The sequence below is a fragment of the Streptomyces sp. NBC_00988 genome, from assembly GCF_045162645.1.
Taxonomy (GTDB): Bacteria; Actinomycetota; Actinomycetes; order Streptomycetales; family Streptomycetaceae; genus Streptomyces.
This window is the reverse complement of the sequence record NZ_CP108730.1, coordinates 2,948,910-2,971,952: the sequence shown is the minus strand read 5'-3', so window position 1 is coordinate 2,971,952 and position 23,043 is coordinate 2,948,910. Positions and strand designations below refer to the sequence as shown.

The 23,043-nt window shown below is 72.4% G+C and carries 18 protein-coding genes; 11 read left to right on the top strand and 7 right to left on the bottom strand.

All coding sequences use genetic code 11. From position 1 onward, the window contains the following. Positions 1 to 17 precede the first annotated feature (17 nt). The gene (locus OG496_RS13425; RefSeq protein ID WP_019059657.1) at positions 18 to 212 is read right to left on the bottom strand and encodes a hypothetical protein; all 195 of its coding nucleotides are present in this window, start codon (positions 210 to 212) and stop codon (positions 18 to 20) included. 256 nt (positions 213 to 468) lie between these two features. On the opposite strand from OG496_RS13425, the gene OG496_RS13420 reads away from it, so the two are divergent. From OG496_RS13420 to OG496_RS13400, 5 genes are all read left to right on the top strand, one after another. Further along, complete coding sequence (locus OG496_RS13420) at positions 469 to 861, top strand: ankyrin repeat domain-containing protein (protein WP_366495423.1); 393 nt, start codon at positions 469 to 471, stop codon at positions 859 to 861. Positions 862 to 1,197: 336 nt separating this feature from the next. Continuing rightward, the gene (locus OG496_RS13415; protein WP_405971025.1) at positions 1,198 to 2,616 is read left to right on the top strand and encodes a HEAT repeat domain-containing protein; all 1,419 of its coding nucleotides are present in this window, start codon (positions 1,198 to 1,200) and stop codon (positions 2,614 to 2,616) included. Between the two features lie 139 nt (positions 2,617 to 2,755). Further along, the gene (locus OG496_RS13410; protein ID WP_399396175.1) at positions 2,756 to 3,883 is read left to right on the top strand and encodes a glycosyltransferase family 4 protein; all 1,128 of its coding nucleotides are present in this window, start codon (positions 2,756 to 2,758) and stop codon (positions 3,881 to 3,883) included. Next, the gene (locus OG496_RS13405; protein ID WP_405971024.1) at positions 3,880 to 5,043 is read left to right on the top strand and encodes a glycosyltransferase; all 1,164 of its coding nucleotides are present in this window, start codon (positions 3,880 to 3,882) and stop codon (positions 5,041 to 5,043) included. The genes OG496_RS13410 and OG496_RS13405 overlap by 4 nt, the downstream gene beginning before the upstream one ends. After that, positions 5,040 to 5,900 carry an SGNH/GDSL hydrolase family protein gene (locus tag OG496_RS13400; protein ID WP_366495419.1) on the top strand — a complete coding sequence of 287 codons (861 nt, stop codon included), beginning with the start codon at positions 5,040 to 5,042 and terminating at the stop codon, positions 5,898 to 5,900. Before OG496_RS13405 ends, OG496_RS13400 begins: the two co-directional genes overlap by 4 nt. 13 nt (positions 5,901 to 5,913) lie before the next feature. Here the strand turns inward: OG496_RS13400 and OG496_RS13395 are convergent, their stop codons facing one another. The 5 genes from OG496_RS13395 to OG496_RS13375 are packed head-to-tail and all read right to left on the bottom strand — an operon-like array spanning position 5,914 to position 10,308. Next, the gene (locus tag OG496_RS13395) at positions 5,914 to 6,783 is read right to left on the bottom strand and encodes a biotin-dependent carboxyltransferase family protein (protein WP_405971023.1); all 870 of its coding nucleotides are present in this window, start codon (positions 6,781 to 6,783) and stop codon (positions 5,914 to 5,916) included. Beyond that, positions 6,780 to 7,397, bottom strand: coding sequence for an allophanate hydrolase subunit 1 (locus tag OG496_RS13390; protein WP_366495417.1), 618 nt, complete (start codon positions 7,395 to 7,397; stop codon positions 6,780 to 6,782). The genes OG496_RS13395 and OG496_RS13390 overlap by 4 nt, the downstream gene beginning before the upstream one ends. Continuing rightward, the gene (locus tag OG496_RS13385) at positions 7,394 to 8,146 is read right to left on the bottom strand and encodes a LamB/YcsF family protein (protein ID WP_405976621.1); all 753 of its coding nucleotides are present in this window, start codon (positions 8,144 to 8,146) and stop codon (positions 7,394 to 7,396) included. The genes OG496_RS13390 and OG496_RS13385 overlap by 4 nt, the downstream gene beginning before the upstream one ends. A 24-nt stretch (positions 8,147 to 8,170) precedes the next feature. Then, complete coding sequence (locus tag OG496_RS13380) at positions 8,171 to 8,992, bottom strand: putative hydro-lyase (protein ID WP_405971022.1); 822 nt, start codon at positions 8,990 to 8,992, stop codon at positions 8,171 to 8,173. Further along, positions 8,989 to 10,308 (bottom strand): MFS transporter, encoded by a 1,320-nt coding sequence (locus OG496_RS13375; RefSeq protein WP_405971021.1) that lies wholly within the window; start codon positions 10,306 to 10,308, stop codon positions 8,989 to 8,991. The genes OG496_RS13380 and OG496_RS13375 overlap by 4 nt, the downstream gene beginning before the upstream one ends. A 169-nt stretch (positions 10,309 to 10,477) precedes the next feature. Between OG496_RS13375 and OG496_RS13370 the strand changes: the two genes are divergently transcribed. The 4 genes from OG496_RS13370 to OG496_RS13355 all read left to right on the top strand — a co-directional run bounded on the left by OG496_RS13370 (position 10,478) and on the right by OG496_RS13355 (position 18,741). Next, positions 10,478 to 11,185: a GntR family transcriptional regulator gene (locus OG496_RS13370; protein ID WP_405971020.1), complete on the top strand. Its 708-nt coding sequence runs from the start codon at positions 10,478 to 10,480 to the stop codon at positions 11,183 to 11,185. 100 nt (positions 11,186 to 11,285) lie between these two features. After that, positions 11,286 to 12,812, top strand: coding sequence for a hypothetical protein (locus OG496_RS13365; RefSeq protein WP_366495413.1), 1,527 nt, complete (start codon positions 11,286 to 11,288; stop codon positions 12,810 to 12,812). Between the two features lie 136 nt (positions 12,813 to 12,948). Beyond that, complete coding sequence (locus OG496_RS13360; protein ID WP_399396167.1) at positions 12,949 to 13,827, top strand: hypothetical protein; 879 nt, start codon at positions 12,949 to 12,951, stop codon at positions 13,825 to 13,827. A gap of 66 nt (positions 13,828 to 13,893) precedes the next feature. Next, positions 13,894 to 18,741 carry a hypothetical protein gene (locus tag OG496_RS13355; RefSeq protein ID WP_405971019.1) on the top strand — a complete coding sequence of 1,616 codons (4,848 nt, stop codon included), beginning with the start codon at positions 13,894 to 13,896 and terminating at the stop codon, positions 18,739 to 18,741. Positions 18,742 to 18,763: 22 nt separating this feature from the next. Here OG496_RS13355 and OG496_RS13350 read toward each other — a convergent pair whose 3' ends face one another. Next, positions 18,764 to 19,366 (bottom strand): hypothetical protein, encoded by a 603-nt coding sequence (locus OG496_RS13350; protein ID WP_405971018.1) that lies wholly within the window; start codon positions 19,364 to 19,366, stop codon positions 18,764 to 18,766. Positions 19,367 to 19,784: 418 nt separating this feature from the next. Between OG496_RS13350 and OG496_RS13345 the strand changes: the two genes are divergently transcribed. Together OG496_RS13345 and OG496_RS13340 are read left to right on the top strand one after the other, a co-directional pair. After that, on the top strand, positions 19,785 to 22,607 hold the full coding sequence (locus OG496_RS13345; protein WP_405971017.1) for a nitrate- and nitrite sensing domain-containing protein: 2,823 nt from the start codon (positions 19,785 to 19,787) through the stop codon (positions 22,605 to 22,607). After that, entirely contained in the window at positions 22,604 to 23,035 is a 432-nt protein-coding gene (locus tag OG496_RS13340) for a roadblock/LC7 domain-containing protein (protein WP_366495408.1), read from the top strand. Before OG496_RS13345 ends, OG496_RS13340 begins: the two co-directional genes overlap by 4 nt. The last annotated feature ends 8 nt before the right edge of the window (positions 23,036 to 23,043 follow it).

Genomic DNA, 23,043 nt, shown 5'->3' with positions numbered 1-23,043 from the left:
CCGTACGGGTGGTTGCGTCAGAACTTGATGCCGCCGAGGAGGCTCGCCAGGCTCTCGCCGCCGGCCTTGATGCTCGGCGCGATGGCCGTGCTGGCCATGTAGAAGCCGAAGAGTGCGGCCACCAGGGCGTGGGAGGCCTTGAGTCCGTCCTTCTTGAAGAAGAGGAAGACGATGATGCCGAGAAGGACGACGCCTGACATGGACAGGATCATTTGAGCTCTCCTGGTTCGTGGGGACAGTCACCATGAGTTGTTCCAGGATCACAGGATGTATCCATACGATAAAAGGTGCAAGTGGGTGAATTTCGGCGAATTTCCCTCGGATGGCGGAGCGCTTTCGGGCCGTCTGAGCAGGGGTTTCACCTGTGTCGGGCCCAAGGGTGATCTTTGCCTCGGAGGGGGCCGGTCATGTGTCCGCGGAGCCAGTACGCTGGCGATTCACCCGTACTAGTGAGAGGCGGTCAGGCCGATGAGCGAAGCCCCCGACCCCGAGGTCGTGGAGCTCGCGACCAAGATCTTCGACCTGGCCCGCCAGGGCGGGACCGAGACGCTGGTCGCGTACGTGGACGCGGGCGTCCCGGCCAACCTCACCAATGACCGCGGCGACTCCCTGGTGATGCTCGCCGCCTACCACGGGCACGCGGACGCGGTACGGGCCCTGCTGGCGCGGGGTGCAGAGGCCGACCGGATCAACGACCGGGGCCAGACACCGCTCGCCGGAGCCGTCTTCAAGGGCGAGCAAGAGGTGATCGAGGTCCTGCTGGAGGCCGGCGCCGATCCGGCCGCGGGCACCCCGTCGGCGGTCGACACGGCCAGGATGTTCGCCAAGGCCGAGCTGCTGGAGCTGTTCGGCGCGCACTGACACGCGGCCCGTCGGCAGCGAAGACGGGCCTTCTGACCAGGTACGACAAGGAAAACGGGGGAAAACGGGGGAAGGCAGCACGGCGCCGCCCGAAATTTCGGTCGCGGCATCGAGAACTGCCGGGTCATCATGACGTCGTGATTTACGGACGCGATGGCTGGGCAGGTGTTGCCGCACCGCGCGGGCCGTAGTTGCGGCCCGCATGGGCCACCTACGAGAGGCAGAGGAAAATGGTCTACAGCAAGCAGGAAACGGCGGGCGCCCCGACGTGTTGTCACGCGGCCAGGTAGTGCACGTCCCCCGGTTGCGTCGACGCTTGATGTGAGGCTGTTTCCCATGTTCGATCCGGTCATAGCGCCCAGCGGTACGCTGCTCGGCCTGCTTCAGCGGGGCCGCGGCGACGGCACACTGCACGCGCTCACCGCACCCCGTGCCGAGGCACTCGCGGCACTGAACCACTGTGTGCTGCGCGACCCCCGCCACGACTGGCAGGTGGAGAACCGCTCCCTGTACTACGCCCGTCTGTACCTCGATCTGGGCGGCGACCTGGACGCGGTGGAGGCCCACCTCTTCGACACCGAGGACGTCCTCGACACCGAGGAGTCACGCACGGGCCTCGCGCTCGCCGTCCTCGGGCACCTCGCCTCCTACGGCAGGCGGGACGCGCTCGCCCTGCTGCGCAGGTACGCGGCCTCCGGCAGTAACTGGGCCTGGGCGCTGGACGAGCTGGCGCTCAGGGACGACGACGCGGGCCTGCGCGCCCTCGCCGCTCCCGTGCTGGCGCGTTTCCCGGCCGACCCCGAGGGCGAGGCCGAACTGGCCACCGCAGTGCGCGACGCCTTCGAACCCCGGCCCTGGCGGCTGTGGGCCGAGGATCCACGCGAATCGATCGCCACGCGCGTGCGTGCCGCCCAGGAAGCCGGCTGCTTCGACCTCTGGCAACGCCAGATGCGACCTACCGGGCCCCGTCCGGGGTGGAGCGTGCAAGCGGTGTTCGAATGGGCCCAACAGGGTCTCGAACGCGGAGCCGCGCTGCACGTCCCCGCCGCCCGCTGCCTCACCGCCGTGGCGGGTCCCGAGGACCGGCCCGAGATCGTCGAGGCCGCCAAGGACGGCGGCGAGGGCGCCCGCTGCACCGCACTGCGCTATCTCGCCGACAGCAACGATCCCGAAGCCCTCCCCCTCATCGAACGCGCGGTGGCCACCGGCCCGGCACCCGTCGTGGACGCCGCCGTGGACGCCTTCGAACGGATGCGGTCCGTCGCCGCCGTGGACCGCGCCCGCGGCTGGGCCCGCCGGCCCGACCCGCTCGGCGCCGCCGCGGGACGCATGCTCGCCTGCCGGGGCGGAGCCCAGGACAGCGACCTCGTCCTCGGCGCACTCAGGGAGGCCGTCATGGGCGAAGGACCCGACGCCCCCACCCTCTGGACCCTGGTCGACGGCGCCGGACGCCTCGGCATCGCCTGCGCCGCCCCCGTCCTGCGCCATGTGTACCGCGAGACCGCCTCGTCCCATCTGCGCGGCCGGGCCGCCCGCGCCCTGGCCGCCACCGACCCCTCCTACCCCACCGGCTTCGCCGTCGAGTGCCTCTGGGACTGCGAGGAGACCACCCGCGAGATCGCCGCCCGGCACGCCGAGACCGCCGACGCCCGCGTCGTGGAGCAGCTCCGCAGGCTCGCCGCCGACCCGGCCGAGGAAGCGGAAGTCCAGACAGCCGTACGGAGCCGGATCGGGCCCGACGCCCCCGCAGTGTGAACGTGGGATGACCCGCGGGTCAGACGCGCATGGACGCCGTCTGACCTGCTCGGGTGTGCAGCGCAACGCTCATGGGACGTTCACCGTTCGCATAGATCCACGTTGACGCGGGCACGTCCAGCGCGGCGAGAACACGGGTATGCGTGTCGTCATCGTGACCGAATCCTTTCCCCCCGATGTGAACGGCGTGGCCCACTGCGCGCTCCAGACCGCCCGGCACCTCGTGGATCGCGGTCATCATCCGCTCGTCGTCGCGCCGGCCACCTCGGCCGGTCCCGGGCCCGACGCCGAGTCGCCGTGCCCCGTCATCCGTGTCCCCTCCCTACCGCTCCCGGGCTACCCCCAGGTCCGCGTCGCCCTCCCCAGCCGACGCGTCGCCGCGGCCATCACCGAACACCGCGCCGACATCGTGCACCTGGCCAGCCCCTTCATCCTCGGCGTCCGCGGCATGGCCGCCGCCGCGCGGCTCGGCATCCCCGCCGTCGCCGTCTACCAGACCGACCTCGCCGGATACGCCCGTACGTACGTCGGCGCGGGCGAGGCCACCGCCTGGCGGCGCATCCGCTCCGTCCACGCCGCCGCCGACCGCACCCTCGCGCCCTCCAGCGCGGCCCTGGGCGACCTGGAGGCGCACGGCGTGCCCCGGGTCCGTCTCTGGCCGCGCGGCGTCGACACCGAGCGATTCCGCCCCGAGTACCGGGACGAGGCGCTGCGCCGCGAACTCGCCCCGAACGGCGAGCTGATCGTCGGCTACGTCGGCCGGCTCGCCCCCGAGAAGCAGATCGAGCTCCTCGCCGGAACCTGCGGTCTCCCGGGCGTCCGGGTCGTGGTCGTCGGCGACGGACCCAGTCGGCCGCACCTCGACGAGGCACTTCCGGGCGCGGTCTTCCTCGGCCGGCGTACCGGAGACGAGCTCGCCCGTATCTTCGCCTCGTTGGACATATTCGTGCACACCGGACCTTTTGAGACCTTCTGTCAGACCGTCCAGGAAGCCATGGCCAGCGGCGTCCCCGTCGTCGCGCCCGCCGCCGGCGGCCCGCTCGACCTGGTGGCCCACGGGCGCACCGGGTTCCTCTTCCCGCCGCGCGACGAGGCCGCCGTGACGGACGCCGTGCGGACCCTGGCCGCCGATCCCGCACTGCGCGCCGAGTACGGCACCGCCGCGCGGGCCATGGTCGAGGGCCGCACCTGGGCGGCCGTCGGCGACCAGCTGATCGCGCACTACGGCGACGTCCTCGCCGCGCGCAAGGTGGTGGTGGCGGCATGAACACCGCCGCGCTGCGGATCGTCCGCCTCGCCAACTTCGTGGCCCCCTCCTCCGGAGGGCTGCGCACCGCCCTGCGCGAGCTGGGCAAGGGCTTCAAGGAGGCCGGGCACGATCCGGTCCTCATCGTGCCCGGCGAGCGCCACACCGACCGCGAGACCGAGCAGGGCCGGGTCATCACCCTGCCCGGGCCGCTGCTCCCCGGCACCGGCGGCTACCGCGTCCTCGCCGACAAGCGGCGCGTGGCCACCCTCCTGGAACAACTCGCCCCCGACCGCCTGGAGGTCTCCGACCGTACGACCCTGCGCTGGACCGGCAAATGGGCCAGGCGGGCCCGGATCCCCGCCGTGATGGTGTCCCACGAGACCGCCGACGGCGTCCTGCGCACCTGGGGCCTCTCGGAGAACATGTCCCGGCGCACCGCCGACGCCCTCAACGTCCGTACGGCGCACACCTACGCGCGCGTGGTGTGCACCACCGAGTTCGCCGAGCGGGAGTTCGTCCGCATCGGCGCCCGCAATGTCGTACGGGCTCCGCTGGGAGTCGACCTGGTGGGGCGCAGTCCGGCGCTGCGGGACCCGGTGGTGCGCGCGGAGTACGCGCGCGTGGACGAGGTTCTGCTGGTGACCTGCACCAGGCTGTCCGTGGAGAAGAAGCCCGGTACGGCGCTCGACGCCCTGGAGGCGCTGGTACGGCGCGGGCGGCGGGCGGTCCTCGTGGTCGCCGGGGACGGGCCGCTGCGGGCCCGGCTCGAACAGCGGGCGCGGGAGCGCCGACTGCCGGTCACCTTCCTCGGGCACGTCTCCGACCGGGGACTCCTCGGCGCGCTCCAGGCCTCCGCCGACGTGTGCTTGGCACCCGGGCCCGCCGAGACCTTCGGGCTCGCCGCTTTGGAGGCCATGGCCTGCGGCACGCCCGTGGTGGCCAGCGCCTCGTCCGCACTGCCCGAGGTCATCGGCTCCGCCGGCGCCACGGCCGCGGACAACGGGAGGGCCTTCGCGGACGCCGTGGACATGCTGCTCGAACGCCCCGAGGCGGAGCGTCGCGAGGTCGCACGCGCGCGTGCCGAGTGTTTCGGCTGGCACACGGCGGTCGACGCGTTCCTCACCGCCCACGACGCGGATGTTCCGGTTCGGCGGTTCGTGCCCGGAGGCGTGGCATGAGAACGGTCCGTTTCGTCGCCCTCGGTGACTCGCTCACCGAGGGCGTGGGCGATCCCGTCGGGGAGGCGTGGCGCGGGTGGGCCGCGCTGCTCGCCGGCGGGCTGGCCGAACAGCCCGAAGGGTCCGTGGAGTTCACGAACCTGGCGGTGAGCGGGGCGCAGTCGCGGGACGTGCTGGAACGGCAGACCCCGGCGGGGCTCGCCCTGAACCCGGACGTCGTGTCGGTCGTCATAGGCGTCAACGACACGCTGCGCTGCACATTCGACATCCAGGCCGTGGCCGCCCGCCTCGACGAGGTCTACGCGGCCTTCACGGCGCAGGGCGCGACCCTCCTCACGGCCTGTCTGCCCGACCCGGGCGCGATGCTCGGCCTCCCGGGCGCGCTGGCCCGCCCGCTGGCCCGACGGCAACGAGCCGTCAACACCGTGGTGCACGCGCTCTCCGAGCGGTACGGGGCCGTGCATCTGCACGCGGCGGAGGGCGAGTGGATCATGGGCCGCGAGATCTGGAGCGCGGACCGGCTGCACCCCAGTGAGCGGGGGCACCGCCAACTGGCGCTGCGTTTCCACGCGTTGCTCACCGAGGAGGGCGTGGCCTCGGGGGTCGCGCCCTCGCCCGAGCCCGAGTTCCCGGTGCCCACCAGGTCGGCCAGCCTGCTGTGGCTGGCGACCGCGGGCACCGGGTGGGTGGCCCGCCGCTGCACCGACCTGCTGCCGCAGCTCCTGAGGCTGGCCGCCGACGAGATGCGGCACCGCGCGCGGGGCACCAGCGCGCGCCTCGACCTGAGCGCGTCCCACGCCGTGTCGATGGCGCTGGCCTCACTGTCGGTGCAGCAGGAGCAGCCGGACGTCGCATAGGGCGTCCGGGGCCTCAGCGGCGGCGTACGGCCACGAAACGGACCGGGGTTCCGGGCACCGCCTGAGCGGCCGCCGGGAGGTCCGAGGGGCGGACGACGGCGATCACCGGATAGCCGCCGGTGGTCGGATGGTCGGCGAGGAACACCACCGGGCGGCCGTCCGGGGGGACCTGGACGGCACCGAGGACCATGCCCTCGCTGGGGAGTTCACCGGTAAGGGCCCGCTCCAGGGCGGGCCCCTCGGTGCGCAGCCCGATGCGGTTGCTCGCCGAGGACACCCGGTACACGCGGGACGTGAACGTGCGTACGGCCTCCGGGGTGAACCAGTCGTCGCGGGGTCCCAGGGTCACCCGCAGGACGAGTTCGACCGGGGGGCGCGGCTGCGGGGCGACGTCCACGCACGCGTGGGGGCTCATCGGGGAACCCAGCGGCAGTATGGCGCCGTTCGTGAGCGGTGCCGGACCGAGCCCCGACAGCAGGTCCGTGGAACGGCTGCCGAGCACCGGCTCGACCCCGACCCCACCGGCGAAGGCGACGTAGGAGCGCACTCCGGAGACGGCCGTCCCGATGTCCAGGAGCGCGCAGGCGGGTACGTGCACGGGTGCTCCCCAGGCGACGGGACGTCCGTCCACCGTGACCGGGCAGGGTGCGCCCCCGACGGCCACGAGGGTCGTTGAACGAGGCCGTACGGAACAGCCGTTGAGGGTCGTCTCCAGGACGGCCGCCTCGGGCGGATTGCCGACCAGCCGGTTGACGAGCGCCGCCGCGGGCCCGTCGAGCGCCCCGGAGCGCGGCACCCCCAGGTGCGCGTGTCCGGGCCGTCCCAGGTCCTGCACCGTCGTCAGCGCCCCGGCCCGTACGACGGCGACCGCGCGGTCCGTCATACGTCCCCCACCGGGACGAAGCGCACGCGCGTGCCCGGCGACAGCAGCGCGGCCGGCTCGCGCGCGGTGTCCCACAGGACCGCGTCCGTCGTGCCGATGAGCTGCCAGCCACCGGGCGAGGCACGCGGGTACACGCCGGTGTACGGGCCCGCCAGGCCCACGGCACCGGCGTGGACGGCCGTGCGCGGGGTGGCCCGGCGCGGGACGTCGTAGCGGGCCGGGAGGCCGGTGAGGTAGCCGAAGCCGGGGGCGAACCCGCAGAAGGCGACGCGGAACTCGGTGGCCGCGTGGATGCGGGCCACCTCCCGCTCGGGGACGTCCCACAGCGCGGCGACGTCGGCGAGGTCGGGGCCGTCGTAGCGCACCGGGAGTTCGACCACCTCACGCGCGCGTGGGGGAGCGGGGGGTACCTCGGAGGTGGTGAGTTCGGAGGCCAGCCGGGCCGGGTCGTCGAGGCCGTCGAGGAGGACCGTGCGGGCGGCGGGGACGATCTCGCGGACGGTGAGCAGGCCCTCCGCGCGGCGTCGCAGCAGCTCCGCGTGGACGGCCTGGGCCTCCTCCCCGGAGGCGACCTCGACGAGCAGCGCGCTGTCGCCGACGGGTAGCGCCCTCATGCGAAGGCCTCCACCCGGACGCCCGACTCCAGGAGCCGCGCGCGGACCCTGCGGGCCAGGTCGACCGCGCCGGGTGTGTCCCCGTGCAGGCACAGGGAGCGGGCCCGTACCTCGATGCGCGCCCCGGAGAGCGCGTCGACCGTCCCGAAGCGGGCCAGGCTCAGCGAGCGCTCCACGACGGCCTCAGGGTCGGTGACCACCGCGCCGTCATGGCCGCGCGGCACGAGCGTGCCCTCGTCGGTGTACGCGCGGTCCGCGAACGCCTCCGTGACGGCCGGCAGCCCGGCCTTCGCGGCCAGGTCGAGCACGACCGAGCCGGGCAGCCCGAGCACGGGCAGCGAGGCGTCGGCCAGGAGCACACCCTCGACCACCGCGGCGGCCTGCTCAGGGTCGTGCACGACCCGGTTGTAGAGCGCCCCGTGCGGCTTGACGTACGACACGCGCGTGCCCGCCGCCCGGGCGAACACCTCCAAGGCACCGATCTGGTACGCCACTTCGGCCGTCAGCTCGGCGGACGGCACGTCCATCGCGCGCCGCCCGAACCCCGCCAGGTCCCGGTAGGACACCTGCGCGCCGACCCGCACCCCGCGCTCGGCCGCCAGCTCGCACACCCGCCGCATGGTGACCGGGTCCCCGGCGTGGAAGCCGCAGGCCACATTGGCGCTGGTGACGACGGACAGGAGCTGTTCGTCGTCGGTGAGATGCCAGCGGCCGAAGCCCTCGCCTAGGTCGGCGTTCAGATCGATCATCATCTCTCCTGGTCGGGCGACGGGTCAGGCGACGCGGTACTGCTCGTCGCGGGCGTCCGTGACGAACATCTGGCCCGGCGCGTGGGTGATCGCGAACGGCGGGCGGGAGGCCATCACCGCGGCCTGCGGGGTCACTCCGCAGGCCCAGAACACCGGGATGTCGTCCGGCGCCGCGTCCACCGGATCACCGAAGTCCGGCCGGCCGAGGTCGTCGATGCCGAGTCCCGAGGGATCGCCGCAGTGTACGGGGCTGCCGTGCACCGCCGGGAGCAGCGCCGTCTCCCGGATCGCCGTCGCCAGATGCTCCGGCGGCACCGGGCGCATCGACACCACCAGCGGGCCGTGCAGCCGTCCCGCCGGGCGGCACGGGCGCCCGGTCACGTACATCGGGACGTTGCGGCCCTGCTCGATGTGACGGATCGGGACGCCCGCCTCGCTCAGTGACCACTCGAAGGTGAAGCTGCAGCCGATCAGGAACGACACCAGGTCGTCGCGCCAGTAGGCCCGAACGTCCGTCGGCTCGTCCGTCAACTCGCCGTCCCGCCACACCCGGTAGCGCGGCAGATCGGTGCGCAGATCCGCGCCGTCGGCCAGCACCGTCTTCCAGGAGCCGGCGTCCGTGACGTCGAGCACCGGGCAGGGCTTCGGGTTGCGCTGGCAGAACAGGAGCATGTCGTAGGCCCAGTCGGCGGGCACCGAGATCAGGTTGACCTGGGTGTGGCCCGCCGCGACCCCGGCCGTGGGACCCGTCAGCCCGGCCCGGAAGCGGGCCCGGGCGGAACGCGGGCTCCACGCGTGCGCGTGCTCGTCGACGAGGGTCAGGGGGCGGTCTTCCGTGCGGTTCACGCCAGTTCCTTTCCGCGGGTCTCGGGCAGTCCGAAGAGCGCCAGTGCCGCGATGCCGTAGCCGATGGCCCCGAAGACGAGCGCTCCGCCCACACCCCAACTGTCGGCCAGGAAGCCCACCAGGGTCGGGAAGACGGCGCCCACCGCGCGGCCGGTGTTGTACGTGAAGCCCTGTCCCGTGCCGCGCACCGCCGTCGGATACAGCTCGCTCAGGTACGAGCCGAAGCCGCTGAAGATCGCCGACATGCAGAACCCGAGCGGGAAACCGAGCACCAGGAGAAGGGTGTTGGCGCCGCTGGGAATGTGCGTGTACACCAGGATGCAGATCGCCGAGAGCAGCGCGAAGAGCCAGATGTTGCGCTTACGGCCCAGTACGTCGGTGAGGTAGCCGCCGGTCAGATAGCCCAGGAAGGCGCCGGAGATCAGGAAGGTCAGATAGCCGCCGGTGCCCACGACCGACAGGCCGCGCTCCGTCTTGAGGTACGTCGGCACCCAGGTGGCGAGGGTGTAGTAACCGCCCTGGACGCCGGTGGAGAGCAGGCCCGCGAAGACCGTCGTGCGCAGCAGGCCCGGGGACTCGGCCGTGCCCGGCTTGAAGATCGCCGCGAACGTGCCCTTCTGGGGGTTCTGCTCGCGGGCGGCTGTCGCCTCCGGGGCGTCGTGCACCCGGCGCCGCACCCAGAGCACCAGCAGCGCGGGCAGCGCGCCGGTCCAGAACATCACCCGCCAGGCCAGGTCGTCGCCGAGGAACGAGAAGACCAGCGTGTAGACGACCGCCGCCAGCGCCCAGCCCACCGCCCAGGAACTCTGGACCGCGCCGAGCGTACGGCCGCGGTGCTTCGCGCTCGCGTACTCGGCGACCAGGATCGCGCCGACCGCCCACTCGCCGCCGAAACCGAGGCCCTGGAGCGCGCGGAACACCAGCAGGGTCTCGTAGTTCGGCGCGAAGCCGCAGGCCACCGTGAAGACGGCGTAAGTGATCACCGTGATCATCAGGGCCTTGACGCGGCCGACCCGGTCGGCGAAGACGCCCGCCACGGCGCCGCCGACCGCCGAGACGACCAGCGTGACCGTGGTGAACAGACCGGTCTGGCCGCTGTCCAGGCCGAAGTACGCGGCCAGCGCCACCATGCTCAGCGGCAGCGTGAAGTAGTCGTAGGAGTCCAGGGCGTAGCCGCCGAACGCGCCGGCGAAGGCGCGGCGGCCGTTCGGACCGAGCGCGCGCAGCCAGGCCAACGCGCCGTCGTCGGCGGTGAGTTCATCCGTATCCGGATGTACGCCGGTCACCGGGGCCTGAGGTGGAGGGGTCGTGCTCATGGGCACCTCGCAGAGGGAGGACGGAGGGTGCTGGGAGTGAGCCGGGCCGTGCGGAAGCCGTCGGCGCCGGGGTGAGCGGTGGCGCCATGCCGAGAAAGGTAGAGGATCGTTGAACGATCCCTCAATACCCATGTTGTTTCGTTCTTGTATCTGCGGTTGAATTCCGGGCATGGCAGAGCAGCTGGCGGGACTGGCCGACGACCGAGCCCTCCTGGGCCGTACGAGCACCGCGGAACGCGTCTCGGACATCCTCAGGAGCCGAATCGCGGACGGCTATTTCCCGCCGGGCACCCGGCTCTCGGAGGACAGCATCGGCGGGGCGCTCGGTGTGTCGCGCAACACACTCCGCGAGGCGTTCCGGCTGCTCACCCATGAGCGACTGCTCGTCCACGAGCTGAACCGGGGCGTCTTCGTCCGGGTCCTGAGCGTCGAGGACGTCGAGGACATCTACCGCACCCGCCGCCTCGTCGAGTGCGCCGTCGTCCGCGGACTGGGCGAACCGCCGTACGCCCTCGAACGGCTCGCCGCGGCTGTTACGGAAGGGCAGTTGGCGTCCGTCGAAGATGACTGGAAAGGCGTGGGTACGGCCAACATCCACTTCCACCGGGAACTCGTCGCCCTCGCCGGCAGCGCCCGCACCGACGAGCTGATGCGCAGCGTCTTCGCCGAACTCCGGCTCGCCTTCCACCTCGTGGACGACCCGAAGGCGCTCCACGAGCCGTACCTCCAGCGCAACCGCCTGATCCTCCAGGCACTCCAGGCGAACGACCCCGCCGAGGCCGAGAAACTGCTCGCGGTCTACCTCGACGACTCGCTCGAACGGGTCGTCGACGCGTACCGGAGTCGGGTCGGCGAGGACGGCGCGGCGCTCGACTGAGGACGGCACGGCGCTCGACCGACTCGCACACACGGCTGAGGCGGTAGTCGCTTCTGCGTCGTTTGGGTCGTTGTCAGACCGAGGACCTAGTCTGTGCACCGTGACTTCGCCTGCATCGACGGACAGCGTTCCGCCCCAGTTCAGCGCGGGGCCGCGCCCTGCCCCGGGCCCGGCCGCCGACGAGGGACTGGCGCGGCGACTGCGCGCGCTCGCCTGCACCGCGCCGCTGCACGACCTCGACGCACGCAAGGCGAATCTCGCGGGCGAGTACTCGGTCTACGGCATGGCCGAGGTGGCCCTCGCCGCCATCGACCTGGTCACCCTGAACATGGACTTCGACACCGGCGCGGACCACGACCAGATAGTGGCCAGGCTCATCCCGCGCATCGCCGCCCAGGCCCCGCAGCGCCCCGTCGTCGAGCACGAGCGCGTGGCCCGCTGGGTCCTGGAGAACCTGATCAACGTCGGCAGCGTCGACCGCGGCTTCCGCACGGTCTACGGCACGTTCGCCCAGGACGGCACGTACGTGCGCCGCGACTACGACTTCAAGCTGATCGAAGAGGTCCCCGGTTACGGGGGCAGCGTGTACCTCCGCACGACCGACGAGGCCGTCAACGTCCTTGTGGGCGCGCTGGATACCGACGTCACCAGTGCGCAGATCGCCGCCGAGGTGAAGCTTGAAGTGCTGATCAGCCGGGGGCGGCTCGCCGACGCGCAACTCGCCGCCGAGCAGGCCCGGTACCGGACGGTGCAGTACTCGGAGACGTTGCGGCGCGCGCTGGACGCCACGCGACGCAACGTCCGCGCGGTGGACTGGCTCAACACCGTGCCGGACATGATCGCCGAGGCCCTCGATCACGTTGCTGATCGGTATCGCCACGAGAACGCGATCCTGACCAATATCCGCAAGGCCCGTGACGAGTCCGAGGACGCCGAACAGAAGCGGCGTGCGGCCGAGTTGGTCGACATCGTGAAGGACTGCATCCGGCGGCACACGCAGCTTCAGTCGCGTCTTCTGGAGGCCGGGCCGCTGTTCCGTGCCGAGCAGGATCGGCAGGCCTTCGCCACGCCGATGACGACCTCGGGGATCGACCTCTACGGGCATCTCGTCTCGCCCGTTCTGCCGTTGCCGTTGGAGCAGGCGATCCGGGTCACTGACGCGTTCTTCGCCCGCGGGACCGGGTTGCGTACGCCGGTGTCCGTTCGGGTGGGGGACCTGGTCGACATACTGCTCACCCCGCCTGCCGAGCGGGAGCATCTCGGGGCGGAGATGCCTGAGCCGGATCTCATCGCCACACCGGATGACAGTCGGTTCAGCGAGGAGCAACTTGCAGCGGCCATGGAGTTGCTTGATCTGCCTGCGGATGCGCCTCGGAGGTTGTCGGGGCTGCTTGCGGACGCGCGGCGGCGGGATCCCGAACTTCCTTATCTGGTGGCCTTGTTGGCTGTGCATGCGGCCAGTCCGCCCGTTGGTACTGCCTATCGGCAGGGGGAGCCGAAGCTCTTGTTCGCCGTGGACGACGGGGTCGAGCTGGATGATCCCGAGTTCGGTGGGGCCGATCTGATTGTGGGGATGGCCCTTTTGGACACGGTGGGAATGGCTGCGGGGCGGAGTGAGGCGGCGTGATGGGTCTGTTGTTCCTCGGGTGCGGGTCCGTTGTGGCTGGTCGCGCCCACGCGGCGGAGCCGCATATGTCACAGCCCCGCGCCCCTGAAGAGGCGCCTGCCCTCGACCTCGTATGGAAGACCAAGGAGTTGCAGTCGTGAGTGAGCACGTCGAATGGAGTGAGCCGGAGGCTGCCGCCCCGGCGGTGAGCGCCGCTGTCACGCCTGCCGATGCTGCCGACGCCGCTCGGCTCGTTGCCTTTGGGCTGCAGCCGAAACTGCAGCCCGCGCGGGACCAGGAGTACGCGGAGCTGCTCCGCCGATACCGCGAGGATCCGCCGTTCGCCCGGCTTGCCGACGCCGTGGCTGCCGGGCTCGGGCTGGTCGTGCTGGAGGTGTCTCCGCGCGCGGGGATGGCCGTAACCGCCGCCGAGGACTCGGTGTTCGCCGTGCGGATGGGGGACTACGCGCGTCGTACGGCTGCCGACTCCGGGGACCGGTTCCTGCATGGGCTCGCGCATCTTGCCGTCGCCGCCATGGCGTTTCCGCGGCCCGAGGATCTTGCCGACGACGGGTACATCGGGCGCGTCACGGTCAACGGGGTCGACGCCTTCGTACGGCAGGCCTGCCGTCGGCTGGAGGAGCGGGCCGACGAGCAGGGCATGAACACCGACCCGGCCACCGACGCGCCCGGTCTGGAGGCCGCCTGGCGGATCTGGGTCAGACGCAGCGCGACCGGAGCCACCAAGGACGCCCGGAGACTGGCCGGTTCGACCACCGGCATCGTCGGCAAGGCGGCCGCCTTCCTTACCGACTCCGGGTTCCTGCAGCGCACCGGCGACGACAACGGCGGGACCTATCGCACGACCGCCCGCTATCAGCTCCAGGTGCGTGACATGGCCGGAAGCGCCGCCATGGCCGAGCTGCTGGAGCTGGGCGTCGTCCCGGTCACCGACGGCACCGCGACCCTGATGCCCGCCGAGGACACCGAGGATCTGGAGCTGGTGGCCGACGCCGGGCTGCCGTTCCACTCCTGAGATTCCTCAGCTCCTGAGGTTCCTCAACTCCCCCCACCTGCCGAAGACATACGACGAGAGTCCGCCATGTACGAGCTGTCCCGGGTCCGCCTCTACTCCATCGGGCCCGCCGGTGCGCGCTACGCCGACACCGTGCTTGACCTGCGAGGCGTGGGCCAGCCCGTGCCCGATCCCGCGCCCACCCAGGCGGAGTTCTTCGAGGACGAGCCCGTCGGCCCGCCGCGCCGCCCCGCGCCCGCCGGTGTGCTCTTCCTGGAGAACGGCGGCGGCAAGTCCGTCCTGCTCAAGCTGATCTTCTCCGTGATGCTGCCGGGCCACCGCAACACGCTGGGCGGCGCGAGCTCCGGTGTGCTGCGCAAGTTCCTTCTCGCGGACGACTGCGGCCATGTCGCCCTGGAGTGGCAGCACACACTGACCGGCGAGTGCGTGGTGGTCGGCAAGGCCAGCGAGTGGCGGGGACGTCAAGTCTCCAACGACCCGCGGAAGTTCGCCGAGGCCTGGTACTCGTTCCGGCCCGGGCCGGGGCTCAGCCTGGACAACCTCCCCGTCGCCGAGGCCACTTCCGTACGGCCGCCCGTCGAGGGCGCGTCCGGCGCGCAGGGCCGGCGCCGCACCATGAAGGGCTTCCGGGACGCCATCACCGAGGCGGGCAAGGCGTATCCGCACCTCGAAGTGCACTGGGAGGAGATCCACGACCGCTGGATCGAGCACCTCGGCGACCTCGGCCTCGACCCCGAACTCTTCCGCTACCAGCGGGAGATGAACGCCGACGAGGGCGAGGCCGCCGGTCTCTTCGCGGTCAAGAAGGACTCCGACTTCACCGACCTGCTGCTCCGCGCGGTCACCGACACCCGGGACACCGACGGCCTCGCCGACCTGGTCGGCGGCTTCGGCAACAAGCTGGGGCGGCGGGCCGAGCTGATCGCCGAGCGGGACTTCACGGCCGGTTCCGCGGACCTGCTCGGCCGCATCGTCGAGGCCGCCGAGGTACGGGCACGCGCGCGTGACATCCACGCCGGCGCCGAGCGCCGTACACGCACCCTGGCCCGACGGCTGTCCGCGCGGGGCGCGCAGGAGCGGGTGCGGGCCGCCGACCTCGCCCAGCGGGTCACCGCCGCCGCGTACGCCGTCACGCACGCCGAGGGGGCGCGGGAGCGCAGCGCGCTGATCGCCGCCGAACTGGCGTACCGGCACGCCTCGTTGGCGCTCGCCACGATGGAGAAGTCCGCCGCCGCGCAGAAGCGCGAGCTGGCCGACGCCCGCACCCTGCACGCCGCCTGGCAGGCCGCCGAGGCGGTGCTACGGCACCGTGCCGCCGCCGACCGCTCCGCGCGCGTGGCCGTCGCCATCAGCGAGGCCGAACGGGACGCGGCACCGGCGCTCGCCGCCCGTGCCAAGGCCGCCGTCGATCTCGTACGGGCCCTGCACTCGGCCGTCGAGAGCGCCGAGAACCTCGCCAACGAGGGCGAGGAGCGCTCCGCCGCGCTCCAGGAGGTCGGCGAGACCTCCCACCGGGACGCCACCTCCGCCGCCACCGAGGCGCAGCGCGCCCGCAGTGAGGTCGGGCATCTGCGTCAGCGCCTGTCCGAGGTCGAGCAGGAGACCGCCGAGGCGGTGCGCGCCGGCTGGCTCGACAACAGTGCCCCCGACGCCGACCCGGCCCGCGCCGCTCTCGCTGCGAGCGACGCCGAGAAGACCGCCGTGGCCTCCTGGGACATCGCACGCGAGGCATCGCGCCGCGCCTCCGAGCACGCCCGCGAAGCGGCTTCCGCCGAATCCCGCGCGGAGTTGACGGCGGCCCGCGCGTCCGACGCGGCCACCGCCGCCGAGCGGACCTACGACGCGGAGCGGCGCCTCGCCGAGGGACTGGCGGGGGAGGAGCGCCTCGCGGAGCTGCTCAGCCTGCCTGGTGCCGGTTCTGCCGGTGGTGCCGCAGGCGGTAGTGGTGGTGTGCCGGTGCCGCGTGGCGCGGGCGGTGAGCGCGCGGGCGACGGGGCGGCGACGGGACAGGGTGACGCCGGGGCCGTAGGCGGCGCGGGCGCGCGCTCGGGTGCCGCCGGTGACGGTGCCGAGTCGGACGCGCGTACCGGTGCTTCGGCCAACGGCCTTGCCGGAAGCGGCCGTTCCGCCGCCAACGCCTCCTCGGTCGCCCACTCCGGCGCCGGCAAGCCCGCCCGTCCCCTCGCTGAAGGCCCTCTCACGCCGGAGGAACTCGACCGCTTCGCCGACGAGTTGCGCGAGCTGCTCGACGACGGGGTCTCCTCCGCAGAGCGGAACCTCTTCGACCTGCGCACCGCCGCCGCCGACGACTCCCGGATTCTCGGGGCGCTCGGTGACGGCGGGCTGCTGCCGCCCGGTCCGGACGTGCTGGCCACCGTGGAGTACCTCGGTGAGCACGGCATCCCCGCGCTGCCCGGCTGGCGTTATCTCGCCCAGGCCGTCGACCCCACCGACCACGCGCGCGTGCTCGCAGCCCGGCCCGAGTTGGTCGACGGCGTGATCATCACCGACCCGGACACGCACGCGCGTGCCCGCGAGGCACTGAACGACGCGGCCCTGCTGCCCCGGTCCGCCGTGGCCGTCGGTACGGCCGCCGCCCTGCTTGCCCCGACCCCGGCGCCCGACGCGCAGACCAGTGACGTCTTCCTCGTACCGCCGAACCCGGCCATGCACGACGAGCACGCCGCCGACGAGGAGCGGCAGGCGCTGCGCGCGCGGGCGGGGCAGCGGGACGAGGAGATCCGTACGCTCGCCGCGCGGCTCGGCAAGGACCGGGAGCTGGCGGCGCGGCTCGCGTCCTGGCGCACCGGCTGCCCGAGCGGGCGGCTGGTCGAGCTGGCGCAGGCCGCGCGGGACACGCGCGCGTTCGCGGAGGAGGCCGAGGCCGAGCTCGCCGAGGCGCGGACCGTGCGGGCCGAGGCCGACGAGACCGCTGCCGAGGCCGCCCAGGTGCGCGACGAGCGGCAGGAGGCCGCGCAGAAGGCCCGGCGTGCCGCCGACGCCCTAGCCGGACTCGCCTTCCGGCTGCGGGAACGCGCCGGCTGGCAGGTGAAACTGCGTGAACTCGCCGACGAGGCAGCCGAGTCGGAGGCCCGCGCCCAGTCCTGCCTGGAGCGCGCCCGCGCCGCCGACGAGGACCGCCGCGCCGCCCAGCGTGCCGCCGACGACGCCCGCCGTACGGCCCGTGCGCTGCGCGCCGAGCGCTCCGAGATCGCGGGCGCCCCCGACGACGTACCGGAAGACGACCCGGACGTCCCCAGGCCCGCGCTGGCCGCCCTCCGTGAGGCCTACCGGGCCGCTTCGCAGCTCTACGAGAAGGTCGGCGTCGGCGCCGATCTGCGGGCCGAGCAGGCGCGGGCGGAGAGCGACGAGAGCGCGGCGATCGCCGAGTTGGACCGCCTCAGCAACAAGGTCCGCACGCGCGCGGCCCAGCTGTTGGAGTCACCCGACGGTTCCGACGGGCCGTCTCGGCAGGCCGCCGCGGCGCGTGCCGAAGAGCTGGTGCAGCTGCTGGAGACCCGGGTGTCGACCGCGAGCGAGCAGCTCGGGCGGCTGCGCGGCGAGGCGGAGCGGCACGCGCCCGAGGACGGCGAGGCACACACCGAACTGGCCGAGGAACTCGTCCCGCGCGACGCCGAGCACGCCCAGGCCCTGCTGCGCACGGCGACGGCCGAACTCGGCTCCCGCACCGACGCGTTGGGCCAGGCCCGCGAGGCCCACGCCGAACTCCTCGACGCCCACCGCGCCGCCGAGGACGGGGCCGGCGGTTTCGACGAGACCGCCGCGATGCTCCGGGACCTGATGCGCGAACACTCCTCGGACGAGGAGCAGGAGGAGCCCGAGCCGTACCCGGGCAGCGTGGAGGAGGCCCGGCACTCCGCCGCCGAGGCCCGCCGCTCGCTGCGCGGCTGCGCCGCCGACCTGTCCGCCGCCGAGGGCGCCGTACGCGAGGCGAGCGATGTGCTCGTGCGGCACGCCAACTCCACGCGCTACGAGCAGGTACGGACCCCCGCGCGGCAGCAGATCCGTGAGCTGCCCGCGTCCGCGCTGCCCGAGCACGCGCAGAAGTGGGCCGACGCCTTCTTGCCCCGACTCCGGGTCCTCACCGACGAGTTGGCGCAGCTGGAGCGCAACCGCGACTCGATCGTGGACCGGCTCCGCGGGCTCGTGGAGTCGGCGCTGGCGACACTGAGGTCCGCGCAGCGGCTGTCCCGGCTGCCCGAGGGGCTCGGCGAGTGGTCCGGGCAGGAGTTCCTGCGGATCCGCTTCGAGGAGCCCGACCAGGCCACGCTCACCGAGCGGCTCGGTGTGGTCGTCGACGAGGCGACCCGGGCCGCCGTGAAGAAGAACTCCGACATGCGGCGCGACGGAATGTCCCTGCTGTTGAGGGGAGTTGGCGCCGCCCTTGAGCCCAAGGGCGTCGCCGTCGAGATCCTCAAGCCGGACGCCGTCCTGCGCGCCGAGCGCGTGCCGGTCGGGCAGATGGGCGACGTGTTCTCCGGCGGTCAGCTGCTCACCGCGGCCATCGCCCTGTACTGCACGATGGCCGCGCTGCGCTCCAACGACCGGGGCCGCGACAAGCACCGGCACGCCGGCACACTCTTCCTCGACAACCCCATCGGGCGGGCCAACGCGACCTACCTGCTGGAGCTGCAGCGCGCCGTGTCCGACGCGCTCGGTGTCCAACTCCTGTACACCACCGGCCTGTTCGACACCACGGCACTGGCCGAGTTCCCGCTGGTGATCCGGCTGCGCAACGATGCCGACCTGCGGGCGGGCCTGAAGTACATCAGCGTGGAGGAGCATCTCCGGCCGGGCCTGCCGCAGCAGGCCCCCGCCGGAGAAGGTGAGTCGGTGCACAGCGAGATCACGGCGACCCGGATGTTCAAGCGTCCGGCGCCGACCACTCCGTAGACGAACCGTCCGTTGACGAGCCTCAGGAGTGTGACAGCTGCCCGGCGCGGCTCTTGCGGGCTATCCGCTCCTGGGCACGCTCGCTGGACCGCGCCTGACGCTGGGCCCGACGCCGCTCCCGGCGGAGGGCCCTCGCTGTGCTGCTGGGCTCCGAGACCACGCCGTTCCGCTGGTTCCACATTTGGCGGGTCACCCATACGTCCAGGGCGCCCCAGGTGGCCACCACCGTGCTCACCACGCTGCTGATCACCATCGGGAACGCCAGCCAGGAGCCGGCCATCGTGCACAGGAAGGCCACCGTCGCCTGGATCAGCGTCACCGCGATGATGATCACCGCCCGCACGGCCGCCGTACGCACCGGATCGGGCAGCCGGCGCCGACGCGCGGGCTCCTCGATCCACAACGGCCGGTAGTACTCCTGCTGTTGCGCTGCCGCGCGAGCCGAACGCGGCTCGTCGAATTCCGCCGCCGCGGGCTCGCCCGAGCCCCTCTGGGCCTCGCCGCCGCCCGTCGTCGTACCACCGTCTGCCGCGATGTCGCGATCCGGTGCCTCACGGCGCCGCTGCGCCGTCGACCGCGCCGCCACGCCGTCCTCAAGCGCCTCTTGCCGCTCCGCCGTGCCCATCAACGTGTCCTCCCCACCGCCGGTACACCACTCGCCCCGGAGTCCGAAGACTCCGACTCCCCAGTGGGTGCCCGGCTTGCGCTGTTTTACGCCGCACGGTTGCGGATGCGGCTCGTGTGGCCGGTTCCGCCCCCATGTCCCGTAGAGAAAGACGAACAACATGCCACGAAGATTCCCAACGGACGAAAAATTCCGGCCAACTGGCCAAGGGGACCGATGGGGTGGGGTGTGGTGATCCCGGGGATATCGGGGCGGCAATCTCCCGCAATGACCCGACAACTCCCCATGTCCGGTCGCTGTTGCGGAAGTTCACGCTCCGGACAGCTCTTCGAGTTACCTCTGTGTCAGTAGTAGGCTCGCGCCGTTTGTTGACGTACATGTGTACCCCCGGCCGGCGGGGGTCCAGCTGGGGGAGGCCATGCGCTTTCGCGGGAAGTCCATCCGCCGGAAGATCGTGGCGCTCCTTCTCGTGCCGCTGGTGTCACTGACCGCGATCTGGGCGTTCGCCACGGTCCTCACCGGCCGGGCCGCCGGGGACCTGTTCAACGTGTCGTCGGTCGTCGAGAAGATCGGCTATCCCACCGAGGACACGGTCCGGGTCATCCAGCAGGAACGCCGGCAGTCGCTCGTCTATCTCGCCGACCCGCGCGCCGCCGACGGGCTCACCGATCTCAGGCGCAGCCGAGCCGCGACCGACGAGGCCGTCGCCAAGATCCGCAAGAACGCCGACAACCCGGACGTGCGCGACGCGATGGGGCAGGCCACCGACAGCCGTGTCGCCGCGGTCCTCGACGCGTTCGACGGGCTCCAGTCCCTGCGGCGCAGCGTCGAGGACGGCACCGTCAACCGCGGCCAGGCCCTCGGGCTCTACAACCACCTGGTCGACCCGTGCTACGTGCTGCTGTCCAACCTCCATGTCGTCGACAACGTCGAGATGGACAAGCAGTACCGCGCCCTCGTGAACCTCGCCCGCGCGCGGGAGTTCCTCTCCCGTGAGGACGCCCTGCTCGGCTCCTCCCTGGTCGTCGGCAAGCTCACCCGGGACGAGACCCGCGACGTCTCCGACCTGGTCGCCCAGCGCACCCTGCTGTACGACATCAACCTGCCGTTGCTGCCCTCCTCGGAGCGCGGCCACTTCGAACGCTTCTGGAAGAACGCGGCCAGTGCCCCGCTGCGGGTGGCCGAACAGGCCGCCGCCTCCACCACGTCCGGCACGCCCCGCAACGTCACCGCGCAGACCTGGAACACCGCGGCCGGCGCGGTGCTGGCCAAGCTCGGCACCCTCGACGACCAGGCCAACGACCGCTACCAGGACCGTGTCCGCCCGGTCGCGATGCGGGTCATCCTCAAGGCGGCCGTCGCAGGCGTCCTGGGGCTGATCGCCCTCCTGTTCTCGCTGTTCCTGTCGGTGCGCATCGGCCGCGGCCTCATCCGCGACCTGCGCCAACTGCGCTTGGACGCACACGAGGCGTCCGGCGTCCGGCTGCCCAGCGTGATGCGCCGTCTGTCCGTCGGCGAAGTGGTCGACGTGGAGACCGAGGTCCCGCGCCTGGAGTACGACAGGAACGAGATCGGCGACGTCGGCCAGGCCCTGAACACCTTGCAGCGCGCGGCAGTCGAAGCCGCCGTCAAGCAGGCCGAACTGCGGTCCGGTGTCTCCGAGGTGTTCGTCAACCTCGCCCGGCGCAGCCAGGTCCTGCTGCACAAGCAGCTCACCCTGCTCGACACCATGGAACGCAGGACCGAGGACACCGACGAACTCGCCGACCTGTTCCGCCTCGACCACCTGACGACCCGTATGCGCCGCCACGCCGAGGGTCTGGTGATCCTCTCCGGGGCCGCCCCGTCCCGCCAGTGGCGCAAGCCGGTCCAGCTCATGGACATCGTTCGCGCGGCCGTCGCCGAGGTCGAGGACTACGAGCGCATCGAGGTCCGCAGGCTGCCGCGCATAGCCGTCACCGGCCCCGCCGTGGCGGACCTCACGCACCTGGTGGCCGAACTCCTGGAGAACGCCACGGTCTTCTCCCCGCCGCACACCGCCGTCCAGGTCCTGGGTGAGCGGGTCGCGAACGGCTTCACCCTGGAGATCAACGACCGCGGCCTCGGCATGGCGGCCGAGGCACTCCTGGACGCCAACCTCCGGCTCGCCGAGACACCGGAGTTCGAACTCTCCGACACCGACCGCCTCGGTCTGTTCGTCGTCAGCCGGCTCGCCCAGCGGCAGAACGTCCGCGTCTCGCTCCAGCCGTCCCCCTACGGCGGCACCACCGCCGTCGTGTTCATTCCCGACGCCCTGCTGAGCGACGAGGTCCCGGACACCAACGGCATCGGCTTCCGCCTCGACCGGCCCCGGCCGACGAAGGAGGCCGAGCTGGAGGAGAGCCGCCGCTCCGCGCTCTCCCAGGTGCCCGTGAAGCTGCCCGGTCTGCCGCCCGCCCTCCTGGACGGACCGGTCGAACTGGAAGCCCCCGTCGACCTGGACGCCCTCGAAGGGTTCCCGAACGGGCTCGACGACGAGGACGGCGAGCGCGGTGGGATCTTCCGCCCCCGCCGCGCCTCCACCCACCGGGACGACCTCGCCCCCGTCCGCCCCGTAGACGTGCATCAGCAGGTCTCCGAGGCCGACACGGACGGCCACCGCAGCGACCCGCTTCCGCTGCCCCGACGCCGTACACCCAAGCTGGTCAGCTCCCATGGACGCCCGGTCGTCGAGCAGCGCTCCCGACGCGAAACGGGGGACTCCGTAGAGGCCGATTTCGACGGCCTCTCTACGGCTCCGAGCCTGGGCGCACCGGAAACGGACGGCCCCGCACCGCTCCCGGCCCGGCGCCGAGGTGACACGCCGCTACGGCGCCGTACCGACGTGCCCGGTGGCCGCGCCGAATCCGCGCAGCCACCCGTCTCCCCGGGACGCGGACCCGGCGAGCCGCCCGAGACCCCCGCTCTCCCCAGGCGCACCCGGCGGGCCGAACTCGCGGCCGGCGTACCGGACTCCGACACCCCGCCGAGCACCGGAGCGTTGCCCAGACGTGTACGTCAGGCCAATCTGGCCCCGCAGCTGAAACAGGACCCCGATCGGCGCGCCGCGAGCCCGGCGGAGGTCGCCGAGCGCGACGCCGACGAGGTGCGCAGCCGTATGGCCTCGCTCCAGCGCGGCTGGCAGCGCGGCCGCGAGGAGAACGCCGAGGGCGACGACGCTCAAGGCGGCACAGCACAAGGAACTAAGGGGGACGGTCGATGACCGCACCGAAGGAGACCGGCCACAGCACCGACCAGCGCGGGCTGAACTGGCTCCTCGACGACCTCGTCGAGCGCGTCGCCAGCATCCGCAAGGCCATCGTGCTCTCCGGCGACGGCCTCGCCACCGGCGTGTCCCAGGACCTGACCCGCGAGGACAGCGAACACCTGGCCGCCGTGGCCTCCGGCTTCCACAGCCTCGCCAAGGGCGTCGGCCGCCACTTCGAGGCGGGCAGCGTGCGGCAGACGGTCGTCGAACTCGACGAGGCGTTCCTGTTCGTGACGGCCGCGGGCGACGGCAGCTGCCTCGCCGTCCTCGCGGACGCCGACTCGGACGTCGGACAGGTCGCCTACGAGATGACACTGCTCGTGAAGCGGGTCGGTGTGCATCTGGGGGCCGCTCCGCGCACCGACCTGTCCTCCGGCGGGTAGTGGAGTGA